22 protein-coding genes are annotated in these 26,364 nt (G+C 37.6%); 9 read left to right on the forward strand and 13 right to left on the reverse strand.

The window, feature by feature from the left end; genetic code table 11:
• Positions 1–46: 46 nt before the first annotated feature.
• From mbcS to ezrA, 5 genes are all read right to left on the reverse strand, one after another.
• A complete protein-coding gene (gene mbcS, locus E1I69_RS02845; RefSeq protein WP_136378123.1) occupies positions 47–1,621 on the reverse strand; it encodes an acyl-CoA synthetase MbcS in 1,575 nt (524 codons plus the stop codon).
• Between the two features lie 173 nt (positions 1,622–1,794).
• Positions 1,795–1,998, reverse strand: a complete 204-nt coding sequence (locus E1I69_RS02850) for an alpha/beta-type small acid-soluble spore protein (protein WP_136378124.1) — start codon at positions 1,996–1,998, stop codon at positions 1,795–1,797.
• A gap of 87 nt (positions 1,999–2,085) precedes the next feature.
• On the reverse strand, positions 2,086–3,285 hold the full coding sequence (gene thiI, locus E1I69_RS02855; protein WP_136378125.1) for a tRNA uracil 4-sulfurtransferase ThiI: 1,200 nt from the start codon (positions 3,283–3,285) through the stop codon (positions 2,086–2,088).
• Positions 3,275–4,432: a cysteine desulfurase family protein gene (locus E1I69_RS02860; RefSeq protein WP_136378126.1), complete on the reverse strand. Its 1,158-nt coding sequence runs from the start codon at positions 4,430–4,432 to the stop codon at positions 3,275–3,277. Before E1I69_RS02860 ends, thiI begins: the two co-directional genes overlap by 11 nt.
• Before the next feature lie 95 nt (positions 4,433–4,527).
• On the reverse strand, positions 4,528–6,222 hold the full coding sequence (gene ezrA, locus E1I69_RS02865; protein WP_136378127.1) for a septation ring formation regulator EzrA: 1,695 nt from the start codon (positions 6,220–6,222) through the stop codon (positions 4,528–4,530).
• Positions 6,223–6,395: 173 nt separating this feature from the next.
• On the opposite strand from ezrA, the gene hisJ reads away from it, so the two are divergent.
• Positions 6,396–7,217: a histidinol-phosphatase HisJ gene (gene hisJ / locus E1I69_RS02870; RefSeq protein WP_136378128.1), complete on the forward strand. Its 822-nt coding sequence runs from the start codon at positions 6,396–6,398 to the stop codon at positions 7,215–7,217.
• On the opposite strand, the gene refZ is transcribed toward hisJ, so the two are convergent.
• Complete coding sequence (gene refZ / locus E1I69_RS02875; protein ID WP_136378129.1) at positions 7,207–7,857, reverse strand: forespore capture DNA-binding protein RefZ; 651 nt, start codon at positions 7,855–7,857, stop codon at positions 7,207–7,209. The genes hisJ and refZ overlap by 11 nt on opposite strands.
• A gap of 143 nt (positions 7,858–8,000) precedes the next feature.
• Between refZ and E1I69_RS02880 the strand changes: the two genes are divergently transcribed.
• Positions 8,001–8,480, forward strand: coding sequence for a GAF domain-containing protein (locus tag E1I69_RS02880; protein ID WP_136378130.1), 480 nt, complete (start codon positions 8,001–8,003; stop codon positions 8,478–8,480).
• 35 nt (positions 8,481–8,515) lie between these two features.
• Here E1I69_RS02880 and megL read toward each other — a convergent pair whose 3' ends face one another.
• Positions 8,516–9,691, reverse strand: a complete 1,176-nt coding sequence (megL, locus tag E1I69_RS02885; RefSeq protein ID WP_136378131.1) for a methionine gamma-lyase — start codon at positions 9,689–9,691, stop codon at positions 8,516–8,518.
• Between the two features lie 183 nt (positions 9,692–9,874).
• On the reverse strand, positions 9,875–11,296 hold the full coding sequence (locus E1I69_RS02890) for a sensor domain-containing diguanylate cyclase (RefSeq protein WP_136378132.1): 1,422 nt from the start codon (positions 11,294–11,296) through the stop codon (positions 9,875–9,877).
• Between the two features lie 403 nt (positions 11,297–11,699).
• Here E1I69_RS02890 and rpsD point away from each other — a divergent pair, with 403 nt between their 5' ends.
• Complete coding sequence (rpsD, locus tag E1I69_RS02895; protein WP_136378133.1) at positions 11,700–12,302, forward strand: 30S ribosomal protein S4; 603 nt, start codon at positions 11,700–11,702, stop codon at positions 12,300–12,302.
• Positions 12,303–12,392: 90 nt separating this feature from the next.
• Here rpsD and tyrS read toward each other — a convergent pair whose 3' ends face one another.
• Complete coding sequence (tyrS, locus tag E1I69_RS02900; RefSeq protein ID WP_136378134.1) at positions 12,393–13,652, reverse strand: tyrosine--tRNA ligase; 1,260 nt, start codon at positions 13,650–13,652, stop codon at positions 12,393–12,395.
• 151 nt (positions 13,653–13,803) lie between these two features.
• Between tyrS and E1I69_RS02905 the strand changes: the two genes are divergently transcribed.
• Positions 13,804–16,719: a transglycosylase domain-containing protein gene (locus E1I69_RS02905; protein WP_136378135.1), complete on the forward strand. Its 2,916-nt coding sequence runs from the start codon at positions 13,804–13,806 to the stop codon at positions 16,717–16,719.
• Positions 16,720–16,768: 49 nt separating this feature from the next.
• On the opposite strand, the gene acsA is transcribed toward E1I69_RS02905, so the two are convergent.
• Positions 16,769–18,487: an acetate--CoA ligase gene (gene acsA, locus E1I69_RS02910; protein WP_136378136.1), complete on the reverse strand. Its 1,719-nt coding sequence runs from the start codon at positions 18,485–18,487 to the stop codon at positions 16,769–16,771.
• A 194-nt stretch (positions 18,488–18,681) separates the two neighbouring features.
• On the opposite strand from acsA, the gene E1I69_RS02915 reads away from it, so the two are divergent.
• Genes E1I69_RS02915 through E1I69_RS02925 form a run of 3 tightly spaced genes read left to right on the forward strand, consistent with a single transcriptional unit; the run spans position 18,682 to position 21,138 of the window.
• Complete coding sequence (locus E1I69_RS02915) at positions 18,682–19,314, forward strand: GNAT family N-acetyltransferase (RefSeq protein WP_116351784.1); 633 nt, start codon at positions 18,682–18,684, stop codon at positions 19,312–19,314.
• Between the two features lie 28 nt (positions 19,315–19,342).
• Positions 19,343–19,981, forward strand: a complete 639-nt coding sequence (locus tag E1I69_RS02920; protein ID WP_136378137.1) for an acetoin utilization AcuB family protein — start codon at positions 19,343–19,345, stop codon at positions 19,979–19,981.
• Positions 19,982–19,983: 2 nt separating this feature from the next.
• On the forward strand, positions 19,984–21,138 hold the full coding sequence (locus tag E1I69_RS02925; RefSeq protein ID WP_136378138.1) for an acetoin utilization protein AcuC: 1,155 nt from the start codon (positions 19,984–19,986) through the stop codon (positions 21,136–21,138).
• Between the two features lie 37 nt (positions 21,139–21,175).
• On the opposite strand, the gene ccpA is transcribed toward E1I69_RS02925, so the two are convergent.
• Both ccpA and E1I69_RS02935 read right to left on the reverse strand, forming a co-directional pair.
• Positions 21,176–22,177, reverse strand: a complete 1,002-nt coding sequence (gene ccpA / locus E1I69_RS02930) for a catabolite control protein A (RefSeq protein WP_136378139.1) — start codon at positions 22,175–22,177, stop codon at positions 21,176–21,178.
• A gap of 398 nt (positions 22,178–22,575) precedes the next feature.
• Positions 22,576–23,652 (reverse strand): bifunctional 3-deoxy-7-phosphoheptulonate synthase/chorismate mutase, encoded by a 1,077-nt coding sequence (locus E1I69_RS02935; protein ID WP_136378140.1) that lies wholly within the window; start codon positions 23,650–23,652, stop codon positions 22,576–22,578.
• Between the two features lie 180 nt (positions 23,653–23,832).
• Between E1I69_RS02935 and E1I69_RS25375 the strand changes: the two genes are divergently transcribed.
• Complete coding sequence (locus E1I69_RS25375) at positions 23,833–24,369, forward strand: cell division protein FtsA (RefSeq protein WP_347561761.1); 537 nt, start codon at positions 23,833–23,835, stop codon at positions 24,367–24,369.
• Positions 24,370–24,398: 29 nt separating this feature from the next.
• On the forward strand, positions 24,399–25,991 hold the full coding sequence (locus tag E1I69_RS02940; protein ID WP_347561762.1) for a cell division FtsA domain-containing protein: 1,593 nt from the start codon (positions 24,399–24,401) through the stop codon (positions 25,989–25,991).
• A gap of 41 nt (positions 25,992–26,032) precedes the next feature.
• Here E1I69_RS02940 and ytxJ read toward each other — a convergent pair whose 3' ends face one another.
• Positions 26,033–26,359, reverse strand: coding sequence for a bacillithiol system redox-active protein YtxJ (gene ytxJ, locus E1I69_RS02945; protein ID WP_136378141.1), 327 nt, complete (start codon positions 26,357–26,359; stop codon positions 26,033–26,035).
• Positions 26,360–26,364 lie beyond the last annotated feature (5 nt).

The raw sequence follows: 26,364 nt of genomic DNA on the forward strand, positions 1-26,364 counted from the left end.
GCCAATCCACTAGTAGAGGATTGGCTTTCCTTATTTTATATTTATGTTAAGCTTTTGCAATTTCCGCTTGTCTAAGCTCAATTCTTCTAATTTTTCCTGATGTTGTCTTCGGTAAGTCATTTACAAATTCTATTTTTCTTGGATATTTATAAGGTGCTGTCATTTGTTTGACATGGTCCTGTAGCTCTTTTACTAGTTCCTCAGTGGAAGCAACACCTTCACGTAATACAATGAATGCTTTTACAATATTCCCTCGCACTTCATCAGGACTTGCAACAACTGCACACTCTTTTACAGATGGATGCTTAACAAGTGCATCTTCAACCTCAAATGGCCCAATGGTATAGCCTGAACTAATGATAATATCATCACCACGCCCTTCAAACCAAAAATAGCCATCTTCGTCTTTTTTCGCCTTGTCTCCTGTAATGTAGTAATCGCCTCTAAATTGCATGGCTGTTCTTTCAGGGTCCTTGTAATATTCTTTAAAAAGAGCTGGAGTGTCTACATGGACAGCAATATCGCCCACTTCCCCTAGTGCACAAGGCTTACCAAACTCATCAACAATTTCTACATTATTACCTGGTGTTGGCTTGCCCATAGAACCAGGCTTAATTGTCATTCCTTTTAATACACCTACTAGTAATGTATTTTCTGTTTGTCCATACCCATCTCGAACTTCTACGTTAAATTCTCTTTTGAATGTGTCAATTACTTCCCTGTTTAAAGGTTCACCCGCTGATACAGCACTATGTAGATCCGGCAGTGAGTAATCAGATAGATTTTCTACCTTTGCCATGAGGCGATACTCAGTTGGCGTACAACATAAGACATTGATTTTATATGAACTAAGCAATTCCAAATATTTATTTGGATTAAATTTACCGTTATACACAAATCCAGTTGCACCACTTCCGAGCGTCGAAAGGAATGGACTCCAAATCCATTTTTGCCAACCAGGACCTGCTGTCGCCCATACAGTATCTGATTCACTGATACTTAGCCAATAGGGTGCTGCTGTTTTTAGATGTGCAAATGCCCACCCATGTGTATGAACGACTCCTTTTGGATTACCAGTTGTCCCAGATGTGTAAGATAAGAAAGCCATGTCGTCCTTACTTGTTTCTACTGCATGTAGTTGATCAGATTGATTTTTCATATTCTCTTCTAAAGAATCCCATCCATCTACTTTATCCCCCACTACAAACTTTTGAATATGGTCGATACCTTCAATGGATAAAAATTGGTCACAATATGGGTGATAGCTAATAATCGCCTTAACATCTCCATGAGTAATTCGATATTGAAGATCTTTCGTACGGAGCATTTCAGAACTCGGGATAACCACTAATCCAGCTTTTAACGCTCCTAAATAAACCATGTATGCTTCGACTAGACGAGGAACAATAATTAATACTTTGTCACCTTTCTTAAGGCCTTTGTTCATTAAAGTATTTCCAATTTGATTAACTTTTTTGAAGAGGTCTACGTATGTGATTTCCTTTTTGGTTCCCTGCTCATCTTCCCATTTTAATGCAAGCTTCTTTGGGTCATTTGCAAATTTTTCAATTTCCTGTACAAGATTATACTTTGCAGGTGCAATTAAATCTTCTCTTTTCACGATCATTCCTCCTCCACTTTTTTATAGTCTAATTATATATAATATTTCAACCAATTTGGAAGGGGTTTTGTGAAAAAATTATGACCAGGTTATAATACTTGATTCCAATTTTGATGAATCAAATAGAAAAGGACGGGTATGAGCCCGTCCTTGTAGCCATTTATATATATTTTTTAGAAGTTACCTCCGCTCATATGTTGTTGAGCGAAAGATACTAAACGCTTAGTGATTTCCCCACCAACAGAACCGTTAGCACGAGAAGTTGTATCAGCACCAAGGTTTACACCAAATTCTGTTGCAATTTCATATTTCATTTGATCAATAGCTTGTTGTGCACCAGCTACTAGAAGTTGATTGCTATTGTTGTTGTTTGCCATGTGACTTCACCTCCTTGTGAGTATATAATGTGTAAAATCACATAGCAAAATACATTTATACCACTGGTAAATGTTCACAACAAATTGTTAGAATAGGTCTTCAATCTCTTCTTTTTTAGAACCATCTAAAGTAATTATTTCTGTTTCATTCACTGCTTTTTCAATCAAGCTTTCAAAATCAGTATAGCTTTCATAGTGTGTTATTTTCTCTAGTCTTGGTCTTGTTTTTGGTGCAGCTGGAGTAAAGATCGTACAGCAATCCTCAAATGGACGTATCGAAATATCATGTGTATTGATTTTCTTTGCCATATCAATAATATGAAACTTATCAATAGTGACCAGTGGTCGAATAATCGGTGTATTAGTGACATTGTTTATGACATGCATACTTTCTAATGTTTGACTTGCTACTTGTCCAAGGCTTTCTCCAGTTACAATCGCCAGCGCATTGCGCCTTCTTCTGATTTCATCGGTGATACGAAGCATCATTCGTCTAGTTGAAATCAATGTATAGTTTTCCGGAATTTGCCTTTGAATGGTGGTCTGAATTTCAGTAAATGGCACAATATGCAGCTTAATCGTACCTGCAAAATCAGTTAGCTGCTGTGCAAGGTCAATTACCTTTTGGCGTGCACGTTCACTTGTGTATGGTGGACTATGAAAATGCACTGCTTCAAGTGTTAATCCCCTTTTCATTGCTAGGAAGCCTGCAACAGGACTATCTAAACCTCCTGAAAGCATGAGCATGGCTTTCCCGCTTGAGCCGACTGGAAGTCCACCTAAGCCTTTCTCATCCTTAAAGGTAATGTAAGTTGCTTCCTTACGAACCTCTACACGCATATTGATATCAGGGTTATGCACATCGACACTGATTTCCTGGATATTCTTTAAAATATGTGACCCTAATTCATAATTTAACTGATTGGAATCAAGTGGAAAGCTCTTATCTGAACGTCTAGCTGATATTTTGAATGATTTTCCTTTGTGATCTAACTGTTTAAAGGCTGCTAGAACGCCTTCTTTAATATGTTCCATTTCACTGATAACCTTTAATGCTAAACTAAAGGATTGAATACCAATGATATTTTTGAGGACTTCCACAATTTCCTCATGGGGTTCTCCATTAAGCTTGATATAAATTCGGTCTCTTGTTTTTTCAAATGTGAGTCCCTGATGTTTTGTCAGTTTTCTTTGTATTTGAGTTGAAAGTTTATTTATAAACAAATTGCGATTTCGACCTTTTGTTGTGATTTCGCCAAATCGTATTAATATGTGATCATATTCCATTTCTTTCCCCCATTACATTTTGTAATTTCTGTATTGCAATCTCAATCGCATTTATTAAAATCGGAACTTCTTCCATTTTACTTTCGTGGGATAGACTGATCCGAATTGAGCTATTTGCTTCAACTTCTGGTACTCCCATAGCAAGCAACGTTTTACTTGGTTCATTTTTTTTCGATGAGCATGCGGAGGTTGTCGACACGTATATTTCCTGCTCCTCCAATAAATGTACAAAAACCTCAGGCTTTAACCCATCAATTGAAAAATTTATAATATGTGGAGCACTACTATCCTCGGGTGTATGAATCTTGACTCCATTCATTTTTAATAAACTTTGGATAATCGCCTTTTTTAGAGCCGTGAGATGATGGATAGCTTCATCTCTTTTCTCCATTGTTAACCTTAATGCCTTGGCAAGAGACACTAAGCCGGCTACATTTTCTGTGCCTGCTCTTTTTTGCATTTCTTGATCCCCACCAGAGATTAAGGATTGGATTCGAACACCTTGGCGAACAAAAAGTACTCCCGTTCCTTTTAGGCCATTAAACTTATGTCCTGAAATCGTACATAAATCCAGTTTCGCCTTATGAAAATCTAAATAGGTTTTACCTATTCCCTGTACATGGTCAACATGATAAATAATCTTCGGATATTTTTCTAAAAGCCGACCTATTTCTTCTATCGGTTGGATTGACCCAACCTCATTATTTACATGAATAATTGAAACTAAGATTGTATCTTCACGGATTTCATCTTTTAAGCTTTCAATCGATACGACTCCATTTTTATCAACTGGAAGATAGGTTATTTCAAACCCAAGGTCTGTCAATTGCTTGCAGGCTTCACTTACAGAAGGATGCTCAATTGATGTTGTAATGATATGTTTACCTCGATTTTGATATTGTAAAGCAATCCCCTTGATTGCAAAATTATTTCCCTCAGACCCACCGGATGTAAAAATAATCTCCTGTGGTTTTACATGTAAGAGGGATGCAATTTGTGTGCGTGACTGACTTAGAAGCTTTTCAGCTTGCCCACCTATGCCATGTAAAGAAGAAGGATTCCCAAAATAACTAGTTGAAACTTTTACATATGAATCAATGACATCATCAAATGGTTTTGTTGTTGCACTATTATCTAAGTAGATCATCAAATTTCCCCTAATAAGCTTATTTGCATCAAAATCATATCATAAAATGGATTGGATGAAAAAAGGAAAGGACCCCAAGTTTCGAGGTCCATTGTTTATTCACGATTGTCATCAAGTAAAACTTCAATCTTCTTCAGTGCTCCCGGATCCACATCCTCAATTGCAGTTGCTGCTTGCTCTAGTGCAAGTGCATACTCAAAATTCCTAAAGGAGTTTTCAGCTTCTAGTAAACTTACTGCAATTTTCGGATTTCGGCTACGATATCGGTTGCCATATTGAATGACTTTTTCTGCAAGATATACTTGCTCAATCATTTCTTCTGTATTTTTATATGTCTGTGAAATTAAATCAAGGGCAATTTGCAAGGCTTGATTGACCGTATTCATATTTAGTGGCTTTTCCTCAAGCGTTGACATGACTTGTGTTAAAGATAATTTTGCTTCCGACATAAGTTCCGAATATTTAACAGGCAGACCTGGTATATTACTTTTTGAAATAAGACGTTTTGCATCCGCAAGCTGCTTCTTCATTTCCAAGATTTGTTCCCGTGCATGCAGTTCATCTTTGCGAAGAGTTTTCAGCATTTCAGAGTATTGTAAATGCTCTTGCTTTACATCTTGGATTTTCCCGTAAATTTCTTCAAGTTCATTTCTAATTAAAGAATAGGCAATTTGGTCCTCCTCAAGCTTTGCTTGAATCGAAACATATTGTTTTACAAGTAGTTTGATTTGTTTCACGATATTACGGTGGCGCTCAAGATCTTGGTCATTCACATGATAGCTTTGCTGCACAAATGATGTTTCTTCCTCTGTGATTTTACTACCTTCAATTAAGTCTTCAAGATCCTGTTCGATTTTTTCAACCTCGTTTTTAACAAACTGATTTGCCTTTACTTCCGCTTCTAGTAAATCATAGATGGTATCAAGTGATTCTCGTGTTTCATCCAACCCTTTTTTCGCTTCTTCAAGCTTTAGCTCTTCAATTAAAACAATATATTGAGTTAATTGCTCCTTCATTCTCTCGACTTCTTTTTCAATTTGATGATGTTCAAGAGAATAACCTTCCTGTTCCATCTGGTTATATCCTTCTGCAACTTCATTTAATTGGTTCGGGAGCGCGGTTTCACTTTCATGCAGCAAATGAGGGATGTCGTCCATCTGCTGTTTTGTTACAGCAAGAGCATCCTTAATGAGAAGTACGATTTCTCTTGCTTCGAAATAGTTCCCATTAGTGGTAGCTTCTTCATATTCCTTAAATTTCCCATAAATACCCTCTAGTTTTGTTTCAAGTTGTTTTTCCGCACAACCAAAGGTATGTCGATGCGCAAGTAAAATTTTCTTTATCTCACGATATAATTGATTTAATTCATCAACCTCTACGCGATTTTTTTCTTCACTGCCAACTAAATCCTTAAGTTCTTCTAAAATCACTGCAATGTGGCTTTCAGCATCGTTTAAAATGGCTTCGATTTGAGAAAGTACTCGTTTCGCTTTCCCAAATCGATATTTATCTGCAAGATCTTCTGCATCAAATAATAATTCTTCTACATCGGGAAGTCCAACTGTGACGATCTCATCCCACTGTTTTCGCCAGCGTTCAAATAATTCCTCAGTTTGACCTGTCATATTGAGATCTTTTACCTTTGCAATTTCATCGGTAACGGGTCGATTCATCATATCTATCTTCCAGGCTTCTAACCTATCTACATCTTTATATATCTTTTTTCTTGAATAAAATCCAAAAATAGCAACTACACTTATTACTACGATTATGCCGATTATGATTTCCATAATTTGGCCTCCTTGCTCCCACAATCAATCTATTCTAAACATTTATGTATTTTTTATATAAATTTCTATTGAAATGTTTTTATAATGTATTTATGATACCATGTAAACGACAATTTTTGACTAAAACTTTTAAAGTTTTTTACAAATTTTATAAAAAAATGAGGGATTTGTCGATGAAAGCAGATGGTCATGTCCATACACCCTTTTGTCCACATGGTACAAAGGATGCATTTGAGGATTATATTGCACAGGCAAGGCAATTAGGATTTGATGAAATTTCGTTCACTGAGCACGCACCACTTCCCACACGATTTGTTGATCCCACGCCCCAAATGGACAGTGGAATGGATCCAAATAAATTAGAAAATTATTTTACCGTTTTAACTGAGCTTCAAAAAAGATTTGCATCCGAGATTAAAATTAATATCGGGTTGGAGGTCGACTTTATTGAGGGATATGAAGTGGATACAAAAGCCTTTTTAAATGAGTATGGTCGCTACTTGAATGATAGTATTCTATCTGTTCACTTCCTAAAAAGAGAAAATCAATACTATTGTCTTGATTACAGCCCTGATGTGTTTGAAACGATGGTACGGGACTTTTCATCAGTAGAGGCCGTTTATGAAGCTTACTTTCATACATTATTAAATTCAGTTACATCAGACCTGGGTCCATATAAACCAAAAAGAATAGGTCATATGACGCTTGTTCATAAGTTTCAAAAAAAATTTCCTGCATCCAAAAGTTTCACCGATAGAACAAACACGATTCTAGATATGATAGCTGAACAAGGGCTATCTTTGGACTATAATGGCGCTGGTATTAATAAACCTCTTTGTCGGGAGGTTTATCCTTACGAACAAATTATTAAAGAAGCCATAAAACGAAAAATCCCTCTTGTCTATGGTTCCGATGCCCACAGCAGGAAGGATTTAAATCAAGGGTTTAATGATTTATATAAAGGTGCTGTTCTCGTTTCGCCGACTACATATTGACAGGGAATGGGGTTACATTATTCTTTACCGATTGTGGATGTTTACAAATAGTCGTGTTGACCCATTTTTCGATTTCATGGCAATATTGCTCATTCACATACAGTTCATAAGGCATTAAATGAAGAACCTCTGACATATATTGAGGATATAAATATGGCATTGATAACATACCCTTTAACTGCATAATGGCATACGGAATTGGTATAAGGGCAAATTCCTGTTGCTTCATCCCGGTTTCAAAAATGGTTTGAAAATAGTATTTTTCCCTTGCCATATAGGTGGTCATGATTTCACGAATCAATGTGGTATCAAAGGAAATTTCCCTTTGGACAAATCGCGATAGCTGTCGATTTTCCTTTTGGTATTCCATAATGCCTCTGATCGCAAGCAATAAACATTCTCTGGCCGTTTTATTATCCAATTCAATATAGGCAAGTTCAACAAATCTCAAATATCCTTCTAAATAAGAGGAAACAAGATGTTCAAGTAAACCTTCTTTATTCCCAAAATAATAGGAGATATTGGCAACATTACAATTTGCTTTTCTAGCGATTTCACGAACTGTTGTGCCATCAAAGCCTTTTGTATTAAATAAAAAAACAGATGAATCTATAATTTTGTCTTTCATACTTTTTTTCATAACGAACCCACCTCACCCTTAATATTGTATAGATTTCGCTATGCCACGGTAGATTCCTTTAAGATTTTATCGACAAGTCACGCACGATACGTTATGATTTGATATTATTTATGTAGGATTAACTCAAATGGAGGGGAAGAAACATGTTTCATGTCGAACAATATAAAGGCAAGAAAGCCGAAGACTATAAACTCGTAACAAAACAACTTAAAGCTCTACTAGAAGATGAGCAAGACCAAATCGCAAACTTAGCCAATGCCTCAGCATTGCTTAACCAATTTTTAGACACTATTAATTGGGTTGGTTTTTATGTAAAAAAAGGAAATGAGCTTATTCTTGGACCTTTCCAAGGGTTACCTGCTTGTGTACGAATTCCGATGGGACGTGGCGTTTGTGGTACTGCCGCACAAAATCAAAAAACTGAAAGAGTTGCAGACGTTCATCTTTTCCCAGGACATATCGCCTGTGACAGTGCATCCCAATCAGAAATCGTTGTTCCAATTATGAAAAATGGTGAAGTGTTTGGTGTGTTGGATATCGACAGTCCTATCAAGGAACGCTTTGATGAAGTGGACCAGCAATGTTTAGAAGAATTTGTGAAAGTCTTGGAAAAACATATATAAAAAATAAAACCAGTGGGGTCCCCACTGGTTTTTTGTTACCCATTTAACGCTTGTTTTAAATCTTCCCAAATGTCCTCCCATGCTTCTAGTCCAACCGAAAGACGAATTAAATGATCGGTAATTCCCATTTTCAACCGTGCTTCTTCCGGAACAACTGCGTGTGTCATAGTGGCTGGGTGTTGGATAAGGGTTTCAGTATCTCCAAGACTCACTGCTATTTTAATTAATTTGACACGGTTTAAAATATTTTGCGCATCCTTCTTTGTACCCTTAATGGTAAAGGAAATTAACCCTCCAGGCCGACGCATTTGTTTTTTCATAATCTCATAGGCAGGACTTTCTGGATCTCCTGGGTAAAAAATCCGCTCCACATTTTTATGTTCTTTTAGTAAAGATGCAATTTTTTCTGTATTGTCACAATGGCGGTCCATTCGTACCGGTAAGGTCTTTAATCCGCGGAGTAAAAGCCAAGCATCGAACGGAGACATAATCCCACCTATATCCTTTTTCGTTGTCATCGCAACGTGTTGGATAAAATCCTTCTTCCCGATGACAAGTCCTGCGATCACATCACCATGTCCTCCGATATACTTTGTCGCACTGTGAACAACAATATCACAGCCTAATTTTATCGGCTGTTGCAAATATGGCGAACAGAAGGTATTATCAACGACAACTGGAATATGATGTCGTTTAGCGATTGTAACCACTTTTTGTAAATCAATAAGCTTCATGGTTGGATTAATGGGTGTCTCGATGTAGATTAATTTTGTATGTGGAGTTATTTTTGAAAGTATTTCTTCCTCATCGTCCATATCGCTAAAATCATGATTGATATTATACTTCTCCTCCATCATTTGAAGAAGACCAAACGTGCACCCGTATAGCCCTTGTGAACAAAGAATATGATCACCAGATTTTGTTAGGGCAAGCAATACAGCAGAGACCGCAGCCATCCCTGATCCAAATGAAAGTCCTGCTTCTCCACCTTCGAGGATTGCAATTCTTTCTTCTAAAAGCTTTACTGTCGGATTGCCTAAACGTGAATATATATATCCCTCTTCTATACCTGCAAAACGAGCTTCTCCTTGTTCTGCCGACTCAAAAGTAAAGGTTGACGTTTGGTAAAGCGGTGGTGCTAAGCTCCCATTTGGGGATACTGCCCCGCCTCCATGTATCGCTAATGTATCAAAAGATTTACTTTCACTCATGCTCCCTTCTCCCCCTTAAGCCTTCAATTCTATCATTAGCATATGACAAGTATGCTTGTTTTGAAAGCGTTTTCTTATTTCTTAGTGGAATACTTGGTTTTTGGGGATGCTTTTGACAGGTCCTGCCTCCAAAAACAGAAATTGTGCACCTGCCGTTAGGTCAATTAAAAAAAGGACATTCGATTAAGAATGTCCTTCAACCACTTTATTTTCACTTGCTATGACTTGATTTTTTCCTGACTGTTTTGCAACATATAACGCATTGTCTGCACGGTGGAAAAGACTTTGGAATGTTTCTTTAGATTCCTTGTACCATGTTGCAACACCACATGAAATTGTTACTTTTGGATTTGATAACTGCTCGACTCTTTTTCCAAGTCGCTCGGCAACGGCAATCCCTGACGTTAAACCAACTTTCGGCAAATAAATGGCCAACTCTTCTCCGCCCCATCTTGCTCCAATATCGTGATCACGGATGTTTTCCTTAATTAGATTGGCAATTTGAACGAGCGCTTCATCCCCGACTTGATGACCATACGTGTCATTAATTCTTTTGAAATCATCAATATCAATTAAAATAAACGTACCAAAAGCGTCTGTTTCCAATGATTCTTGGACACAATCCTCTAAATAATTACGAGAGTAGAGTTTTGTTAAATAATCCGTAATCACAAGCTTTTCAAGTTCTTCTCGAAGAATCGAATTTGTAAAAGCCAAGGATGAATGGTGAATTAATGATTGGAGAAGCTTAAATTTTTCGAAAGAAAAGAAATATGGTGATTCATGTAAGACAATGGCAACTCCCAAAATTTCATTACGTTGTACCATTGGAACGGACATCATCGAACGATAAGAGGAACTTTTAAATGCTGGTTCTACCTGTAAATCTCCGATAAAAAGAGGCTCTTTTTCTGAGAGGATCCGGTCAAGGCTATATAAAACATAAGGCTCCCCATGCCCTTCTTCAAAAAAAGTAGTACTTCCAGGAAGTACCTCTATTTGCTCATTCGATTGTAAAAAGAAACCTACCTCATCGGCGCCAAAAGAATTTCTGATTTGGGATGACATAAATGTCAATGTATCTATTAAACGCAAATTCGAATTTAATTTATGTGAAGTTTCGTTAATTAATTGAAGATCCGCTATTAATTGCTTAGATTGTTGGTACAGTTGCGCATTTTCAAATGCATGTCCAGCAGTGTTGGCCAATAATTCAATAAACTGAATTTCTGATGTAGGAAATTCCACCACATCATAAGCATTGATTTGTAATACTCCATAAACTCCTTGCCGCCCTTTTAGCGGAGCATAAATATTGGACATGTTTTCAGCAGCCAAATTTTCAAGTTGCAAACTTCCTGTTACAAACGCTTGCATGACAGGCGAGTTGTCGCCATGTTCATATTCTTTAATTTCCTTAATAGGAATAACATTATGTCTTGTATTATCATGTGCAAGAAATAAGGTATATGTAAACGATGGGTATACATCTTGCAATGTATTTAAAACCTCTTCAAGCACAGCATCAATATCCATCGTTGAATGAAACTTCGAGGTTACTCTAAATAGTTGCTCATATCTTAATTCTTCATTTGGAAACTTCACGATTAATCACCCATCTGACATTTGTACTTAATACATTTATTATAATAGAAAATGCACGAAAATGTCTCATTATCTATCAAAAAATCCAAATTTATTACAAATTTCATGTTAAATCTCAAATTTCACGGAAAATGATGCAGTTCTTACTGATTTTTATATCATTTTATGAAAACTTGACTTCCTAATCTAAAAATCATATAATGGTCGTTGTGTAAAATATTGCAGCATATGTGAGTAGTTTTTGTTTTATTTTGTTCCTCTTATGAGCTTTAGCTCATAGATGGTGTATCACGTAACCTTTGGCTGCTAGGGCGAAGATACATGAAAACAAAATAGTCAAGGGCATTAATCACATCTGTTTTTATTTTACAACAAAATAAAAACACTGAAGGAGGAGTCATTCATGGCTCGTTATACAGGTCCAAGCTGGAAATTATCCCGTCGTCTTGGCATTTCATTAAGTGGTACAGGTAAAGAATTAGAAAAGCGTCCTTACGCTCCAGGACAACATGGTCCAAACCAACGCAAGAAGCTTTCTGAATATGGTTTACAATTACAAGAAAAGCAAAAGCTTCGTCATATGTACGGTGTGAATGAGCGCCAATTCCGCAACACATTTTCAAATGCAAGCAAAATGCAAGGAATTCTTGGTGAAAACTTCATGATTCTTCTTGAATCACGTTTAGATAACCTAGTTTACCGTCTTGGTCTTGCTCGCACTCGTCGTGCAGCACGTCAATTAGTTAACCATGGTCATATTCTTGTTGATGGAAACCGTGTTGATATTCCATCTTACCGTGTAAAACCTGGTCAAACTATTGCTGTTCGTGAAAAGTCACGTAACCTAGTTACAATCAAAGAAGCGATCGAAGCTACTACTTTCGTACCAGAATATTTAACTTTTGATGCTGAAAAGTTAGAAGGAACTTACACTCGTTTACCAGAGCGTTCTGAACTACCAGCAGAAATTAACGAAGCATTCATCGTTGAGTTCTACTCACGTTAATCTTCCTAAAGAGGAAAGGGACATCCCTTTTCTCTTTTTTTATATATAAAATAAGGTGCCCCTAAAGGAACACCTTTGCATTTTTAGTTTTTAGTATTTGATTAAGAAATACTTTTTCTTACCACGACGAATCACTGTGAATTGACCTTCAATACGATGTTGCTCGTTAAGAACCGCATCTACCTCTTGGATTCTCTCACCATTTACATAGATGGCACCATTACCAATATCCTCGCGTGCTTGACGCTTCGAAGGAGAAATCTTACTCATAACCAATAAATCAACTAAACTAACCTCTGCTTCCCCTTCAAATTCAAAGGAAGGTACATCCTTAAAGCCTTGCTTAATTTCCTCCGCACTTAACTCATTAATCGTACCACTGAACAATGCTGCAGAAATTTTCACCGCTTGTTCTAGCGCAGCCTCACCGTGTACCAATTTGGTTACCTCTTCCGCCAACGTCTTTTGCGCTAAACGTTTTTCTGGTGCATGTTGGATTTCTGCTTCCAAATTTTCAATTTCCTCTTTAGAAAGAAATGTAAAGTATTTCAAATAACGAACAACATCGCGGTCATCCGTATTGATCCAGAATTGATAAAACTCATATGGTGACGTTTTTTCTTTATCTAACCAAATCGTACCACCTTCAGTTTTGCCAAACTTTGTTCCATCTGCTTTTGTTACAAGTGGAATGGTTAAACCAAATGCTTTGGCGTCGTCGACTGTCTTACGGATTAATTCTAATCCAGCCGTGATATTTCCCCATTGGTCACTTCCGCCAATTTGAAGTCGGCAGCCTTCATTTTCATACAGCTTTAAAAAGTCATAGGATTGTAAAATCATATAACTAAACTCTGTAAATGAGATACCGGCATCTAAACGTGATTGGACTGAATCTTTAGCCAACATGTAATTGAGTCCAAAACTTTTTCCAATATCCCGCAAGAAAGTGATTAAATCCAAGCTTCCGATCCAATCATAGTTATTCGCAATTTGAGCTGGATTTCCTTCTGATTCAAAGTCTAAAAAGCGAGAAAGTTGCTCCCTGATGCTATTGCTATATTGTACAACAACCTCTTGCGGATTGAGCGTTCTTTCCGCTTTTTTTCCGCTTGGGTCACCGATTAGTCCAGTAGCGCCCCCAACTAAAGCAATCGGTTGGTGTCCAGCCAACTGGAATCTTCTCAATGTCAAGATCCCTACTAAATGGCCGATATGTAAGCTATCTGCTGTTGGATCAAACCCACAATACAATTTAATTTTTTCATTCGCTAATATATTCTGTAACCCTTCTTGATCGGTTACTTGATTTACAAGCCCCCTATAGGTCAAATCCTGTATAACATTCATTATCTTTTCAATTCTCCTTTTAACCTTATAATAAGGTTTTTCTATCACACTATGTCTAATATTGTCAAATTAAATACTGGAAATTCACAAAAAAATACTAAAGTCACTATGGTATATGCTATAATAAACTTGGATTTTTAGGGGGATGATTATGAATTTTAAAAAATCACAACTATTTGAAAAAATTAACTCTTTTTGGCAAAGAGTCACATCGAATAAAGTAGCTAAAGCAATTACTGGCAAGAAGACCCGTAAAGGTGTCAGAGTTACATATGGTGTTGTATGGAATTTATTTTTACTGTTCTTTATCATCACAATACTCGGTCTTGGCTTTGCAGGAGGGGCAGGTGCTGGTTACTTTGCATCCCTAGTAAAGGACGAACCTGTTCGAGACTATGAAAGTTTACAGAAAGATATTTATAATTATGAAGAAAATACAGAAGTATATTTTGCAAACGACATCTATCTTGGTCAATTGAGAGCAGACCTTCAGCGTGAAGAAGTATCCTTGGATGAAATTTCTCAATATGTGAAGGATGCAGTAATTGCAACCGAAGACCAGTACTTCTATAAGCATAATGGGGTTGTGCCCAAATCCATTTTACGTGCAATCGTGCAGGATGTGACAAATTCACCTATCCAAACTGGTGGAAGTACACTCACCCAGCAATTGATTAAGAACCAAATTCTCTCAAATGAAGTTTCGTTTGATCGAAAAGCAAAGGAAATCTTAATTGCATTACGGCTTGAAAAGTTTTTTGATAAAAATGAAATATTAGAAGCATATCTTAATATTATTCCTTATGGCCGTAATTCATCTGGTCGAAATATTGCAGGTGTACAAACGGCAGCACAGGGGATTTTCGGTGTAGATGCAAAGGATTTAAATCTGCCACAAGCAGCCTTTATCGCCGGTCTACCACAAAACCCATATGTCTATACTCCCTTCTCAAATCAGGGAGGAAAAGTAAAAGAAAACATAGAACCCGGACTTAACCGAATGAAAACGGTGTTGGAGCGGATGCTTACAGGTGGCTTCATCACCCAACAGCAATATGAGGAAGCGTTGGCGTATGATGTTCGTGCAAACTTTGCTCCACCAAAGTCAGAGCCTACTGAAAAATATCCATGGTTAACTGCCGAAGTAGAAAAGCGTGCCAGAGATATTCTAATGAAAAAATTGGCTAAAGACGACGGATACGAGGAAAAAGATCTTGAAGAGAACAAAGAACTACAAAGTCACTACCATGAAATAGCTGACAAAAACCTTCGTCAAAATGGATATAAAATTCATACTACGATTGACAAGGAAATTTTTGACACGATGCAAGAGGTAGTAAAAAACTATCAATATTTTGGTCCAGATCAACCTGAAGATAAGGTTATTGATACGGAAACAGGTGAAAAGGAAAAAGTGATGGAACCGGAAGAAACGGGTTCTGTTCTGATTGAAAATAGCACAGGTAAAATTATTAGTTTTGTAGCCGGACGTGATTTCGAACGTGAACAAACAAACCATGCGCTAAGCCCTCGTCCTAATGGGTCAACAATGAAACCCCTTTTGGATTATGCACCAGCCATGGAATTAGGATTAGTACAACCAGGAAGTGTCATAGCCGATGTGAAATTCAGCTATGGAAATTACACCCCACAAAACGTGGGCGGTAAATTCGACTTTGATGGTTTAATGTCTGTTAGACATGCATTACAAATCTCAAAGAATATTCCAGCTATCAAAACATATTTAAAAGCGTTTGATCAGAGACCAATTACGTTTTTAGAAAAAATGGGGTTCACTTCCTTAGTTGAACAAGATTACCACGCACCTGCACTTGCCATCGGTGGGATGACATATGGTGTTTCTGTCGAAGAGAATGTAAATGCGTTTGCGACATTTGCGAACGAGGGAAAGTTTATAGATGCTTATATGATTGATAAGATCGTTACAAACGATGGCGAGATCGTGTACGAACATGAAAGTGAGCCTGTTGATGTATTTTCACCACAAACCGCCTATTTAACGATTGATATGATGCGTGATGTTATTAATGGCGGGACTGCTTCATCGCTTAATGGATATTTAAAGTTTAAAGCGGACTGGGCAGGTAAAACGGGTACAACAAACTTCACTCATGACGTATGGTTTGTTGCAACAAACCCGAATGTAACATTCGGCCTTTGGATGGGATATGATACACCAAAGTCAATACCTCCAAGCTATAAGGGTCTATCCTATTCAAGAAGAAGTACTCTCCTATGGGCCCAACAAATGAACGCGGTATATGATATTAGGCCTGAACTTGTACAACCAAAAGAAAACTTTAAAATGCCTGGTGGAATCGTATCACGTTCCTATTGTGGAATTTCAGGTCTCCTTCCATCTGATTTATGTCGGGAAGCTGGCTTAGTTCAATCAGATATTTATAACGCAAAATATGTTCCAACTAAGGTTGATGACAACCTTGTAAAAGGGAAGTACATTGAAGTAGACGGCAAAGCCTATAGAGTTCCTGCAAGTGCTCCACAAGAATTTGTTCAAGAAGGAATTATGATAAAGAAGGAATTTTTAGAGGAACACGACTTGAAGGATTCAAAAGCTATTGAACAACTGCTTCCAAAAAATAATCGTTGGAAGAATCTTGTTATAACTGAAACAGAAGAACTTAAAGACAATGGATCTGTTCCATCCCAAGTAAATGGTGCCTCCATTTCTTCTGGGATCTTAAGATGGGCAAAACACGAACACAATGACGTGATTGGGTATCGAGTTTATGGCGCTGCTAATTTTACAGCAGATTTCAAAAAGATTGGAAGTATTCCTGCGACGAAGGATTTACAATTTAATGTTGGAAATTCCGTTGGAGCCTATTATGTTACGGCCGTTGATGTCACTGGTAAAGAAACGCCACTTGCAAATTCAGTTTTAGTTAAGAATGGCGACTATAAACCAGAGCCAGAAGTGGAAGTCGTTACTCCTCCAGCAGAGGAAGGAAACGATAAAGATAACAAAGGTGATAACGGAAATAAGGGTAACAATGGTAATGGCAATGATAAAGGTGGAAATTAAAGAATAGAAAAAGAGGTGGTCCATTGGATCACCTCTTTTGTAATGATATTTAATTTTCCATTGTAGAAAGGTCGCCTGTCGGTAAGTCAAGCTCCCACGCCTTCAGAACACGTCTCATGATTTTTCCACTACGCGTTTTTGGAAGTTTATCCTTAAACTCAATTTCTCGAGGAGCCGCATGTGCAGCTAATCCCTTTTTCACAAAATCTCTAATTTCTTCTTTTAACTCATCAGTCGCTTCATAGCCATCAACTAATGCAACGAACGCTTTAATGATTTCCCCGCGTACTGGGTCAGGTTTTCCGATAACGCCTGCTTCAGCAATGGCTGGGTGTTCAACAAGCTTGCTTTCTACTTCAAATGGTCCTACTCGCTCTCCAGAGGTCATGATTACGTCATCTACACGACCTTGGAACCAGAAATAGCCATCTTCGTCCATGTATGCTGAATCCCCTGATACGTACCAATCACCTGGCATAAAATAAGATTCATATTTGGATGGATTGTTCCATATTTGATACATCATAGACGGCCAGCCTTTTTTAATGGCCAAGTTCCCCATTCGATTTGGAGGTAATTCATTGCCTTGATCATCGACAATGGCCGCCTTAATTCCAGGGAATGGTTTACCCATAGAGCCTGGCTTTATCTCCATACAAGGATAATTACTAATCAATTGGGCGCCTGTTTCGGTCATCCACCAGTTATCATGAATGCGTAAATTGAAGACCTTTACTCCCCAACGAACAACTTCGGGATTTAGCGGCTCACCAACACTTAAAATATGGCGCAATGAACGTAAATCAAATTGTTTTACTAATTCGTCTCCTGCACCCATTAACATTCTAAAAGCTGTTGGTGCACTATACCAGACTGTAATTCCATAATCCTCAATGGTTTGGTACCAGTTTTCCGGACTAAAACGTCCTCCTACGATTACATTGGATGCTCCATTTAGCCAAGGACCAAATATCCCATAGGAGGTTCCTGTTACCCATCCCGGGTCAGCGGTACACCAATAGATGTCATCCTCTTTTAAATCAAGAATCCATTTGGCTGTTTGATATTGTTGAATCATCGCATTATGAACATGCAAGACGCCCTTTGGCTTACCTGTAGAACCAGAAGTATAGTGCAATAACATGCCGTCCGTTCGTTCTACCCATTCAATTTCTAGCTCTTTGCTTGCCGTTTTTAACCGACCAAGAAAATCAATAAAAGGACCATCTTCTTTAACATTATCTCCTACTAAAACAATATGTTTTAATGCAGGTAATTCATTAAATGGAATACGGTCTACTAAATCTGGTGTAGTGACGATCACTTTCGCTTCGCTATCGTCTAAACGATCACGTACAGCACCTTCCATGAATGCTTCAAATAGCGGACCCACTATCGCTCCTAATTTAATTGCCCCTAATATAGCAAAATATAATTCCGGAGAACGCGGCATAAACACGAAGACACGATCCCCTTTTTCAACATCCGCAGCTTGTTTTAAGACATTTGCCGCACGGTTTGTATATTCCTTCATTTCTTTAAATGTATATTTCTCGTCACGAGTTGAATCACGGTAATAAAGGGCAATTTTATTTTTTCTCACACCCTCAGCATGGCGATCAATAGCTTCATAGGCAATATTAACTTTACCTGTTTCAGACCAAGAGAAACTTGATTCTACTTCCGTCCAATCAAAATTCGCATAAGCTTCATCATAATCTTTTAAATTATAATTTCCTTTTGTTGCTGGTAGCGCTTCCACTTTCACATCACATTTCCCCTTTATGTAAGTTATTTACTATTCTATTATAAAATAAAACTTCTCTTTTCTCAATTTTTAAAATTTTATATATATAATATTCCTAGAGAAAATTGTATAATTAGTGTAAACAAATTTGAAAACGCTTCATTTTTCCTAGATTCATGTATAATGAAAAGTGACTTTAGAATGGTGGTGACATTGTGGAGCATAAGAAAACATATAACGCAAAGGAACTAAAGACCCCTCATGGTACGCTCATTATAGAGGGTCCTATAACTGGAGAGGCACTTGCAAGCTATGAATTTCACGAGGACCTGGTAGCTTTTCGTACTCCTAACCAACAACATAAAGCATTGATAGAAATTGCAGATTTACCCGAAGGTAGGATTATTATTGCTAGGGAGCATAATACCATTGTTGGGTATGTTACATATCTATACCCAGACCCGCTTGAACGTTGGTCTGAGGGGAAGATTGATAATTTAATAGAGTTAGGTGCAATTGAAGTTATTCCGAAGTTTCGCGGCTGTCAGGTTGGAAAAAATCTATTATTTGTTTCAATGATGGATGATGCCATGGAGGACTACCTAATTATAACTACTGAATATTATTGGCACTGGGACTTAAAAGGCACTGGCCTTAATGTCTGGGAATATCGGAAGGTAATGGAAAAAATGATGAGTGCTGGTGGACTTGAATGGTTTGCAACAGACGACCCTGAAATTAGTTCACATCCTGCCAATTGTTTAATGGCACGAATTGGAAAACGGGTTAATCAGGATACCATCGAAAGATTCGACAGGCTACGTTTCATGAATCGATTCATGTATTAAAAGATGTTCAAAGCTTAGGGGGATATACATGATTATTGAAGAAATTATGAAAAAGAATGTATCAACGTTATCAGCTGATGATACCATTTCAACAGCAATCAAAATGATGGATGAAAAAAAGATTCGTCATATTCCTATCGTAGATCAACATCATCATCTGATTGGGCTAATAAGTGACCGGGATCTTCGTGATGCCAAGCCCTCCATTCTGGACTTTACAAATGAGGAAAAAACCCTTGAATCACCCATTAAAGAGATTATGGTAAAAGACGTGATAACCGGGCATCCACTTGATTTTGTTGAAGAAGTAACCGCTGTCTTTTCTCAGCATCGAATTGGCTGTCTCCCCATTGAATCGAATGGAAAATTAGTTGGAATCATCACAGAGACGGATCTACTTCATACCTTTGCACAATTGACTGGTGCAAATCAACCCGGCTCACAGCTAGAAATTAAGGTTCCGAATCAAGCAGGTACGCTAGCAGATGTTGTCAATATCATCAAAAATTATCATGTTAATATTCACAGTGTCCTTGTTTATCCCGATAAAGATGTCCGCTATAAAATACTTGTGCTACGAGTTCAAACAATGAATCCGAATAAAATCATTACAAACCTAAAAAATGAAGGCTACACTGTTATGTGGCCATCCTTCCCAGGACTTTAATCATGGCGAAAGAATCAGTTTTTATCTATTCGGATCAATTGTTAACATATCGTTTTAGTGATGACCACCCCTTTAATCAAACAAGGGTAAAGCTTACATATGATCTGCTCAAAAGTATCAATTTGTTAGATGACTCGGATATTATAGCTCCTAGAATGGCAACCGATGAGGAATTGGAGCTTGTCCATGACCCTAGATTTATCGAAGCAGTCAAGTTAGCCGGAGAAGGTAAACTCTCTGAAGAGGTGGGACATAGTTATGGAATCGGGACTGAGGATACACCCATTTTTCCAGGGATGCACGAAGCGAGCGCTTTGTTGGTTGGAGCTACCCTTTCTGCCGTTGATCATGTAATGTCTGGAAAGTCAAAGCATGCTCTTAATCTCGGTGGTGGATTACATCATGGATTCCGGGGAAAAGCTTCCGGATTTTGTGTATATAATGACAGTGCCGTTGCCATACGTTATATGCAAAAGAAATATAATGTAAAAGTGCTTTATGTTGATACAGATGCACATCATGGTGATGGTGTACAATGGACATTTTATGATGAGCCTGAAGTATGTACACTTTCCATACATGAGACAGGGCGGTATCTCTTTCCTGGTACAGGAAACGTCACTGAGAGGGGCTCAGGTAAAGGTTACGGCTATTCCTTCAATGTCCCTTTAGATGCATTTACCGAGGATGAATCATGGTTGCACGCCTACACTACGGCCTTTACCGAGGTAGCCGAATTTTTTAAACCAGATGTCATCTTTACACAAAATGGTGTAGACTCTCATTATTATGATCCATTAACCCATTTATCTGCCACCATGAAAATCTATCGGGAAATTCCTAAGCTTGCCCACAAACTTGCCCACCAGTATTGTGACGGTCGCTGGATTGCAGTAGGTGGCGGAGGCTATGATATATGGAGAGTTGTACCAAGGGCATGGTCTTTAATTTGGCTTGAAATGATTGAAAAATCGGAAATAGGTGGTCCCCTTCCAATTGATTGGATTAATAAATGGCAACCAATGGCAAAGTTAACTCTTCCTTCATTCTGGGACGATGAACCGACGATTTATCCACCTATCCCTAGAAAATCAGAAATTGAGGAAAAAAATGCGCTAACCGTTACAAAAACCCTTTATCCGATTCGTAATAAATAAAAAGGAAACACGGCAATCGTCGTGTTTCCTTCTTACCTTATTGTTTTGTTGATTTTCTAAATTCAATACGATGTGGTAATACCACAATTTGTTCCTCTACATTTTCTTTGTTCATGAACTTTGTTAGTAATCGCATAGCCACTGCACCAATATCATACATTGGTTGAACAACTGATGTAAGCTGTGGACGTACCATTAGCGCTAAGCGTGTATTATCAAAGCCAATCACTTCAAAGTCCTCAGGGATTGAATAGCCTAAATCTTGTGCGCTATGGATAACACCTAATGCCATTTCATCTGAACCAACGAAGACAGCTGTCGGCTTGTCATCTAATTCATGGATTTTCTCGAATCCTTCAATACCAGAATCATAGGTGTAATCACCTTCGATCACATATTCTTCATTGTAAGAAAGACCAGCATCCTCGATTGCACGTTTATAACCAGCTAGTTTCTTTTCACCATTAATTGGTTCATTTAATAGCCCACTAATAAAGGCAATTTTCTTATGACCTCGTTTAGTTAATTCAGTAACCGCATCATATGATGCTTGCTCAACATCAATTGTCACAGCTGGGACTGTGTTTGTGTTTTCTACTGAGGCAGCTAATACAATTGGCACAGGAGATTTTTCGAATTCTTGGACATGTTCTTCTGTAATATTTCCGCTCATAAATACAATACCGTCTACTTGCTTACCAAGCATTGTATTTAAAAGATGAAATTCTTTATCCTTGTTTTGGTCTGAGTTGCTAAGGATAATATTGTATTTGTACATGGTCGCAATATCTTCAATTCCACGTGCAAGCTCTGAATAAAAAATATTAGAGATATCTGGAATGATTACTCCGACTGTTGTCGTTTTTTTACTTGCTAATCCCCTAGCCACAGCATTAGGACGATAACCTAATCGATCAATTGCTTCCTGTACTTTTTTTCGGGTTGTTGGTTTTACATTAGGGTTACCATTCACAACACGTGATACGGTTGCCATTGAAACATTGGCTTCCCTTGCAACATCATAAATTGTCACATTCATTGACAGCACTCCTTATTTCAAGTTACCACTTATATGTAGTATGAACTTTTTTATACAAACAAATGTCATATTTGCTTACTTTATGTAGATTATCATACGCTACTTAGTTTATTAGGGCAATTACTTTGTGCACTTTTTAACAATTTCGTTAAAAAAAAGCTCAAAAAAACCTCCCACTATAGTAGTAGGAGGTTTTCATGAAAAATCAAATGCGCCTTGGCGTATTTGCGCCCAGATTTTTTTAGGCCCACACGATGTGGGTCACAAAGACGTTGCCACAGGAAGTGGCGTTCTTAGTCTTTGATCCTAAGCTTGAAAAATTTCCTCTAAAAAATCTGAGGCATCCGCCGGAGGCTTTAAGTTTATTTAGTCGGGGTCTGAACCCCGACTAAATAAAGTTATACACGAACAGCTTGAGATGCTTTAAGTTCTGTAATCCATTTTTCAAATTGATCAAAATCCATTTGCTGCGCTGAATCTGATAAAGCAACTGCTGGATCTGGATGTACCTCCGCCATGACACCATCTGCTCCAATTGCTAGAGCTGCTTTTGCACATGGTAATAATAAATCACGACGTCCAGTTGAATGTGTTACGTCAACAAATACTGGTAAGTGTGTTTCCTGTTTTAAGATTGGAACCGCAGAAATATCTAAAGTATTACGAGTCGCTTTTTCGTAAGTACGGATACCTCTTTCGCAAAGAATGATTTGGTCATTTCCTTGAGATATAATATATTCAGCTGCATTTACGAACTCATCGATCGTAGCAGCCAATCCACGTTTCAATAATACAGGTTTCTTAACTGAACCTGCTGCCTTTAATAATTCAAAGTTTTGCATGTTACGTGCACCGATTTGAATGACATCAATGTAATCACAAGCAACTTCAATATCTGCTGGATTTACAATTTCACTAATAACAGCCATATCAAACTCATCTGCAACACGTTTTAGAATTTGTAATCCTTCAAGCCCTAATCCTTGGAAGTCATAAGGGGATGTTCTTGGTTTGAAGGCTCCGCCACGAAGTAATCGTAAGCCGTATTTTTTCGCTTCTGCTGCAACTGCAGCTGTTTGCTCATAGCTTTCAACTGCACAAGGGCCAACGATAAATTGCTGTGCACCATTTCCAATTTTAACACCTTTAATATCTACAATTGTATCTTCGGGTTTTTTCTTACGTGAAACAAGGAGAGCTTTGCGATGATCATCTTCTTGTATCTCAAGACCTGCTTTAAAGATTTCTTTGAAGATATGTTGAATGGTTGATGTTTCAAATGGTCCTTCATTATGCTCCAAAATATTATTTAACATTTTTCTTTCGCGAACCGGATCATAACGATTAACACCTTGTGTCTCTTTTACTTTTCCAATCTCTTGAACCAATTTACCACGTTCGCTAATAAGTTTTAGAATTTCAAGATTAATTTCTTCAACTCTATCACGAAGATTATCCAATTCTGCTTTACTCATCTCACTCTTCCTTTCTTCACAAGCTATATGTCGCAATCTAAATGAAAATATGGTACATTTCAAGTAATTAAAATTCATTATAAACGAAATCGTTCGAACTGTCACGAATTTTTTTATTACTTAAACGCTTTTAAGCAATAAAGTATAATATGACTCTTAAAAATAATAGGTGAATACATAATGGAAAAAAAATCAACAATTTTTGCACTCGATATTGGGACACACTCTGTAGTCGGACTTATTGTCGAAAAAACAGGCTCCTCCTATAAAATAATAGACATTGTCATACGTGAACATCAGGAAAGAGCGATGGTTGATGGGCAAATTCATGATATTGTAGCTGTCTCTAATGTAATATGTGACATTAAAGAAACACTAGAGGTAAAGCATGGTAAATTAACAAAAGCAGCTGTTGCTGCTGCAGGAAGATCATTAAAAACAGAACGCTCTAAAGAAACCATACAAATTTCTTCAAAGCCTTTGATTCAAAAGGAAGATATTTTACATTTAGAGTTAAGTGCTGTCCAAAAGGCTCAATATGCATTAGCCGAAAAAAATCAGTCCGAAAAAAGTCATGATTATTATTGTGTAGGTTACTCCGTCATTCACTACTTTTTGGACAATCAAGAAATAGGGAGCTTAATTGACCAGCAAGGAAATGAAGCCAGCGTTGAAATCATCTCGACTTTCCTACCTAAGGTAGTATTGAATCATTAATATCGGCACTAAATCGAGCAAAACTTGATATGCAGGCACTAACGCTTGAGCCTATCGCTGCTATTAATGTTCTCATTCCACAATCAATGAGAAGATTAAACGTAGCGTTAGTTGATATTGGTGCAGGGACTTCTGACATTGCTATTACAGATGAAGGAACCGTTGTTGCTTATGGAATGGTACCAGTTGCTGGGGATGAGATAACAGAAGCCATTAGTGACCAACTCCTCCTTGACTTTCCATTAGCCGAGCAAGCAAAACGTGATTTATTAGCTAATGACACCATTCGAGTCGTCGACATTCTTGGCTTTGAATCTGAAATCAACAGGCAAGAAGTGATTGAAAAAATTTCTGATTCAATTGATCGATTAGCAGAATCCATTCAGTGTGAGATCCTAAGCTTAAATAAAAATAAATCGCCTAAGGCTATTATGCTCGTTGGTGGAGGTAGCTTAACGCCGGACCTTCCAAAAAGACTTGCGAACTCACTTGGATTGCCAGAAAATCGTGTTGCGATTCGCGGTATTGATGCCATTAATCAGATTGAGATGACGGAGAACATCAAGAAAGGTCCTGAACTCGTAACACCAATTGGAATAGCTGTTGCATCGAGCCTATCACCTGTCCACTATGTCAACGTAATAGTCAATCAAAAATCAGTGAGACTTTTTGAAATGAAACGTTTAACTGTTGGAGATAGCTTACTAGCAGCCGGAATAAAGCTGCATACGTTATATGGAAAACCTGGGTTGGCGATGATTGTAAAGGTAAACCACCAGACCATCACTATTCCTGGAGGATACGGGGAACCTCCTGTCCTTTTAAAAAATGGAGCACCATGTTCATTTGAGGATGAAATTACAAATGGTGATGAAATCGTGGTTAGCAAAGGAAAAGACGGTGTAAAAGCAACCGTGATGATTAAAGAACTGATTGACGTTATTCCTCAAAAAAGAATTTACATAAATGGCAAAGAAATAGTGATAACAGCTACTATTAAGCAAAATCACAAATTAGCTAGTCCTGAAAGTATTGTCCAAGACCATGATGAAATTTCGTTTTATTTTCCTGAAACGATTGAAGAAATGATCGAGACAAGAAGCATTCCATTCCATGATGAGTTAATAAATGAGTTTACGATTTCATTAAACGAGGAAAACATACAGGTAGAACAATTTTCTAATAAATTAACAAAAAACGGAGTAAAGTTCCCCATACACTCACCATTTATGGATGAGGATTCCTTTGAAATAGAACCGGGGACAACCCCAACCTTACGTTTATTTGCAGAAATACAAAAAATTCAATTGGACTATACAATTGAAGTATTCTTTCAAGAGAAAATGATATCCTTGAAAAAGCCGTTACATGAATTTTATCGTAATGGAAAAATTCTTCATGAAGATGAGATTCTTAAACACAGTGATCAACTCCAAATGAGAACAAAAGAAGTGGAACCTTTTATTTTTCAGGATCTATTTCGCTTCGTCGATATCCAATTACCTACAGGTTCAATTGGGAGGTTTAAGCTATTAAAAAATGGAGAAGAATGCACATTTTATGATGTCCTGTCACCAGGGGATCATTTAGATATTGTTTGGTCAGAAAAGTCCATTTCATAAAAATAGAAAAGTCCATGGCTATGTGAGCCATGGACTCTTTTTTATTCGCCTGCTGCGACTAGTGATTGTTTTGTAATACTTCGATGTGAGGCATTCCATTTTACCTTTCCATCATCAAATAGAAGTGCCTGTGGTGATTCATGTTTAATTTCAAAGTGTTCCGCAATGTAAGTAGAGAGTTCTCTAGCTTCTTGAACATAAAGATAATATGTGGGTACATCCTCATGCTCTGCAACAAATTGCTCATACTCATCAAACGCGGCTTTGCTTATGGGACATGTTAAACTGTGCTTGATTAAAATAAATGTATTTTCTTTTTCAAGAACTTGGTTGAATTCCTCAATAGTCTCAATCTTTGTTTTCCCCATCTTTC

It is taken from the genome of Bacillus timonensis (genome assembly GCF_004799755.1).
Lineage (GTDB): Bacteria > Bacillota > Bacilli > Bacillales > Bacillaceae_L > Ferdinandcohnia > Ferdinandcohnia timonensis_A.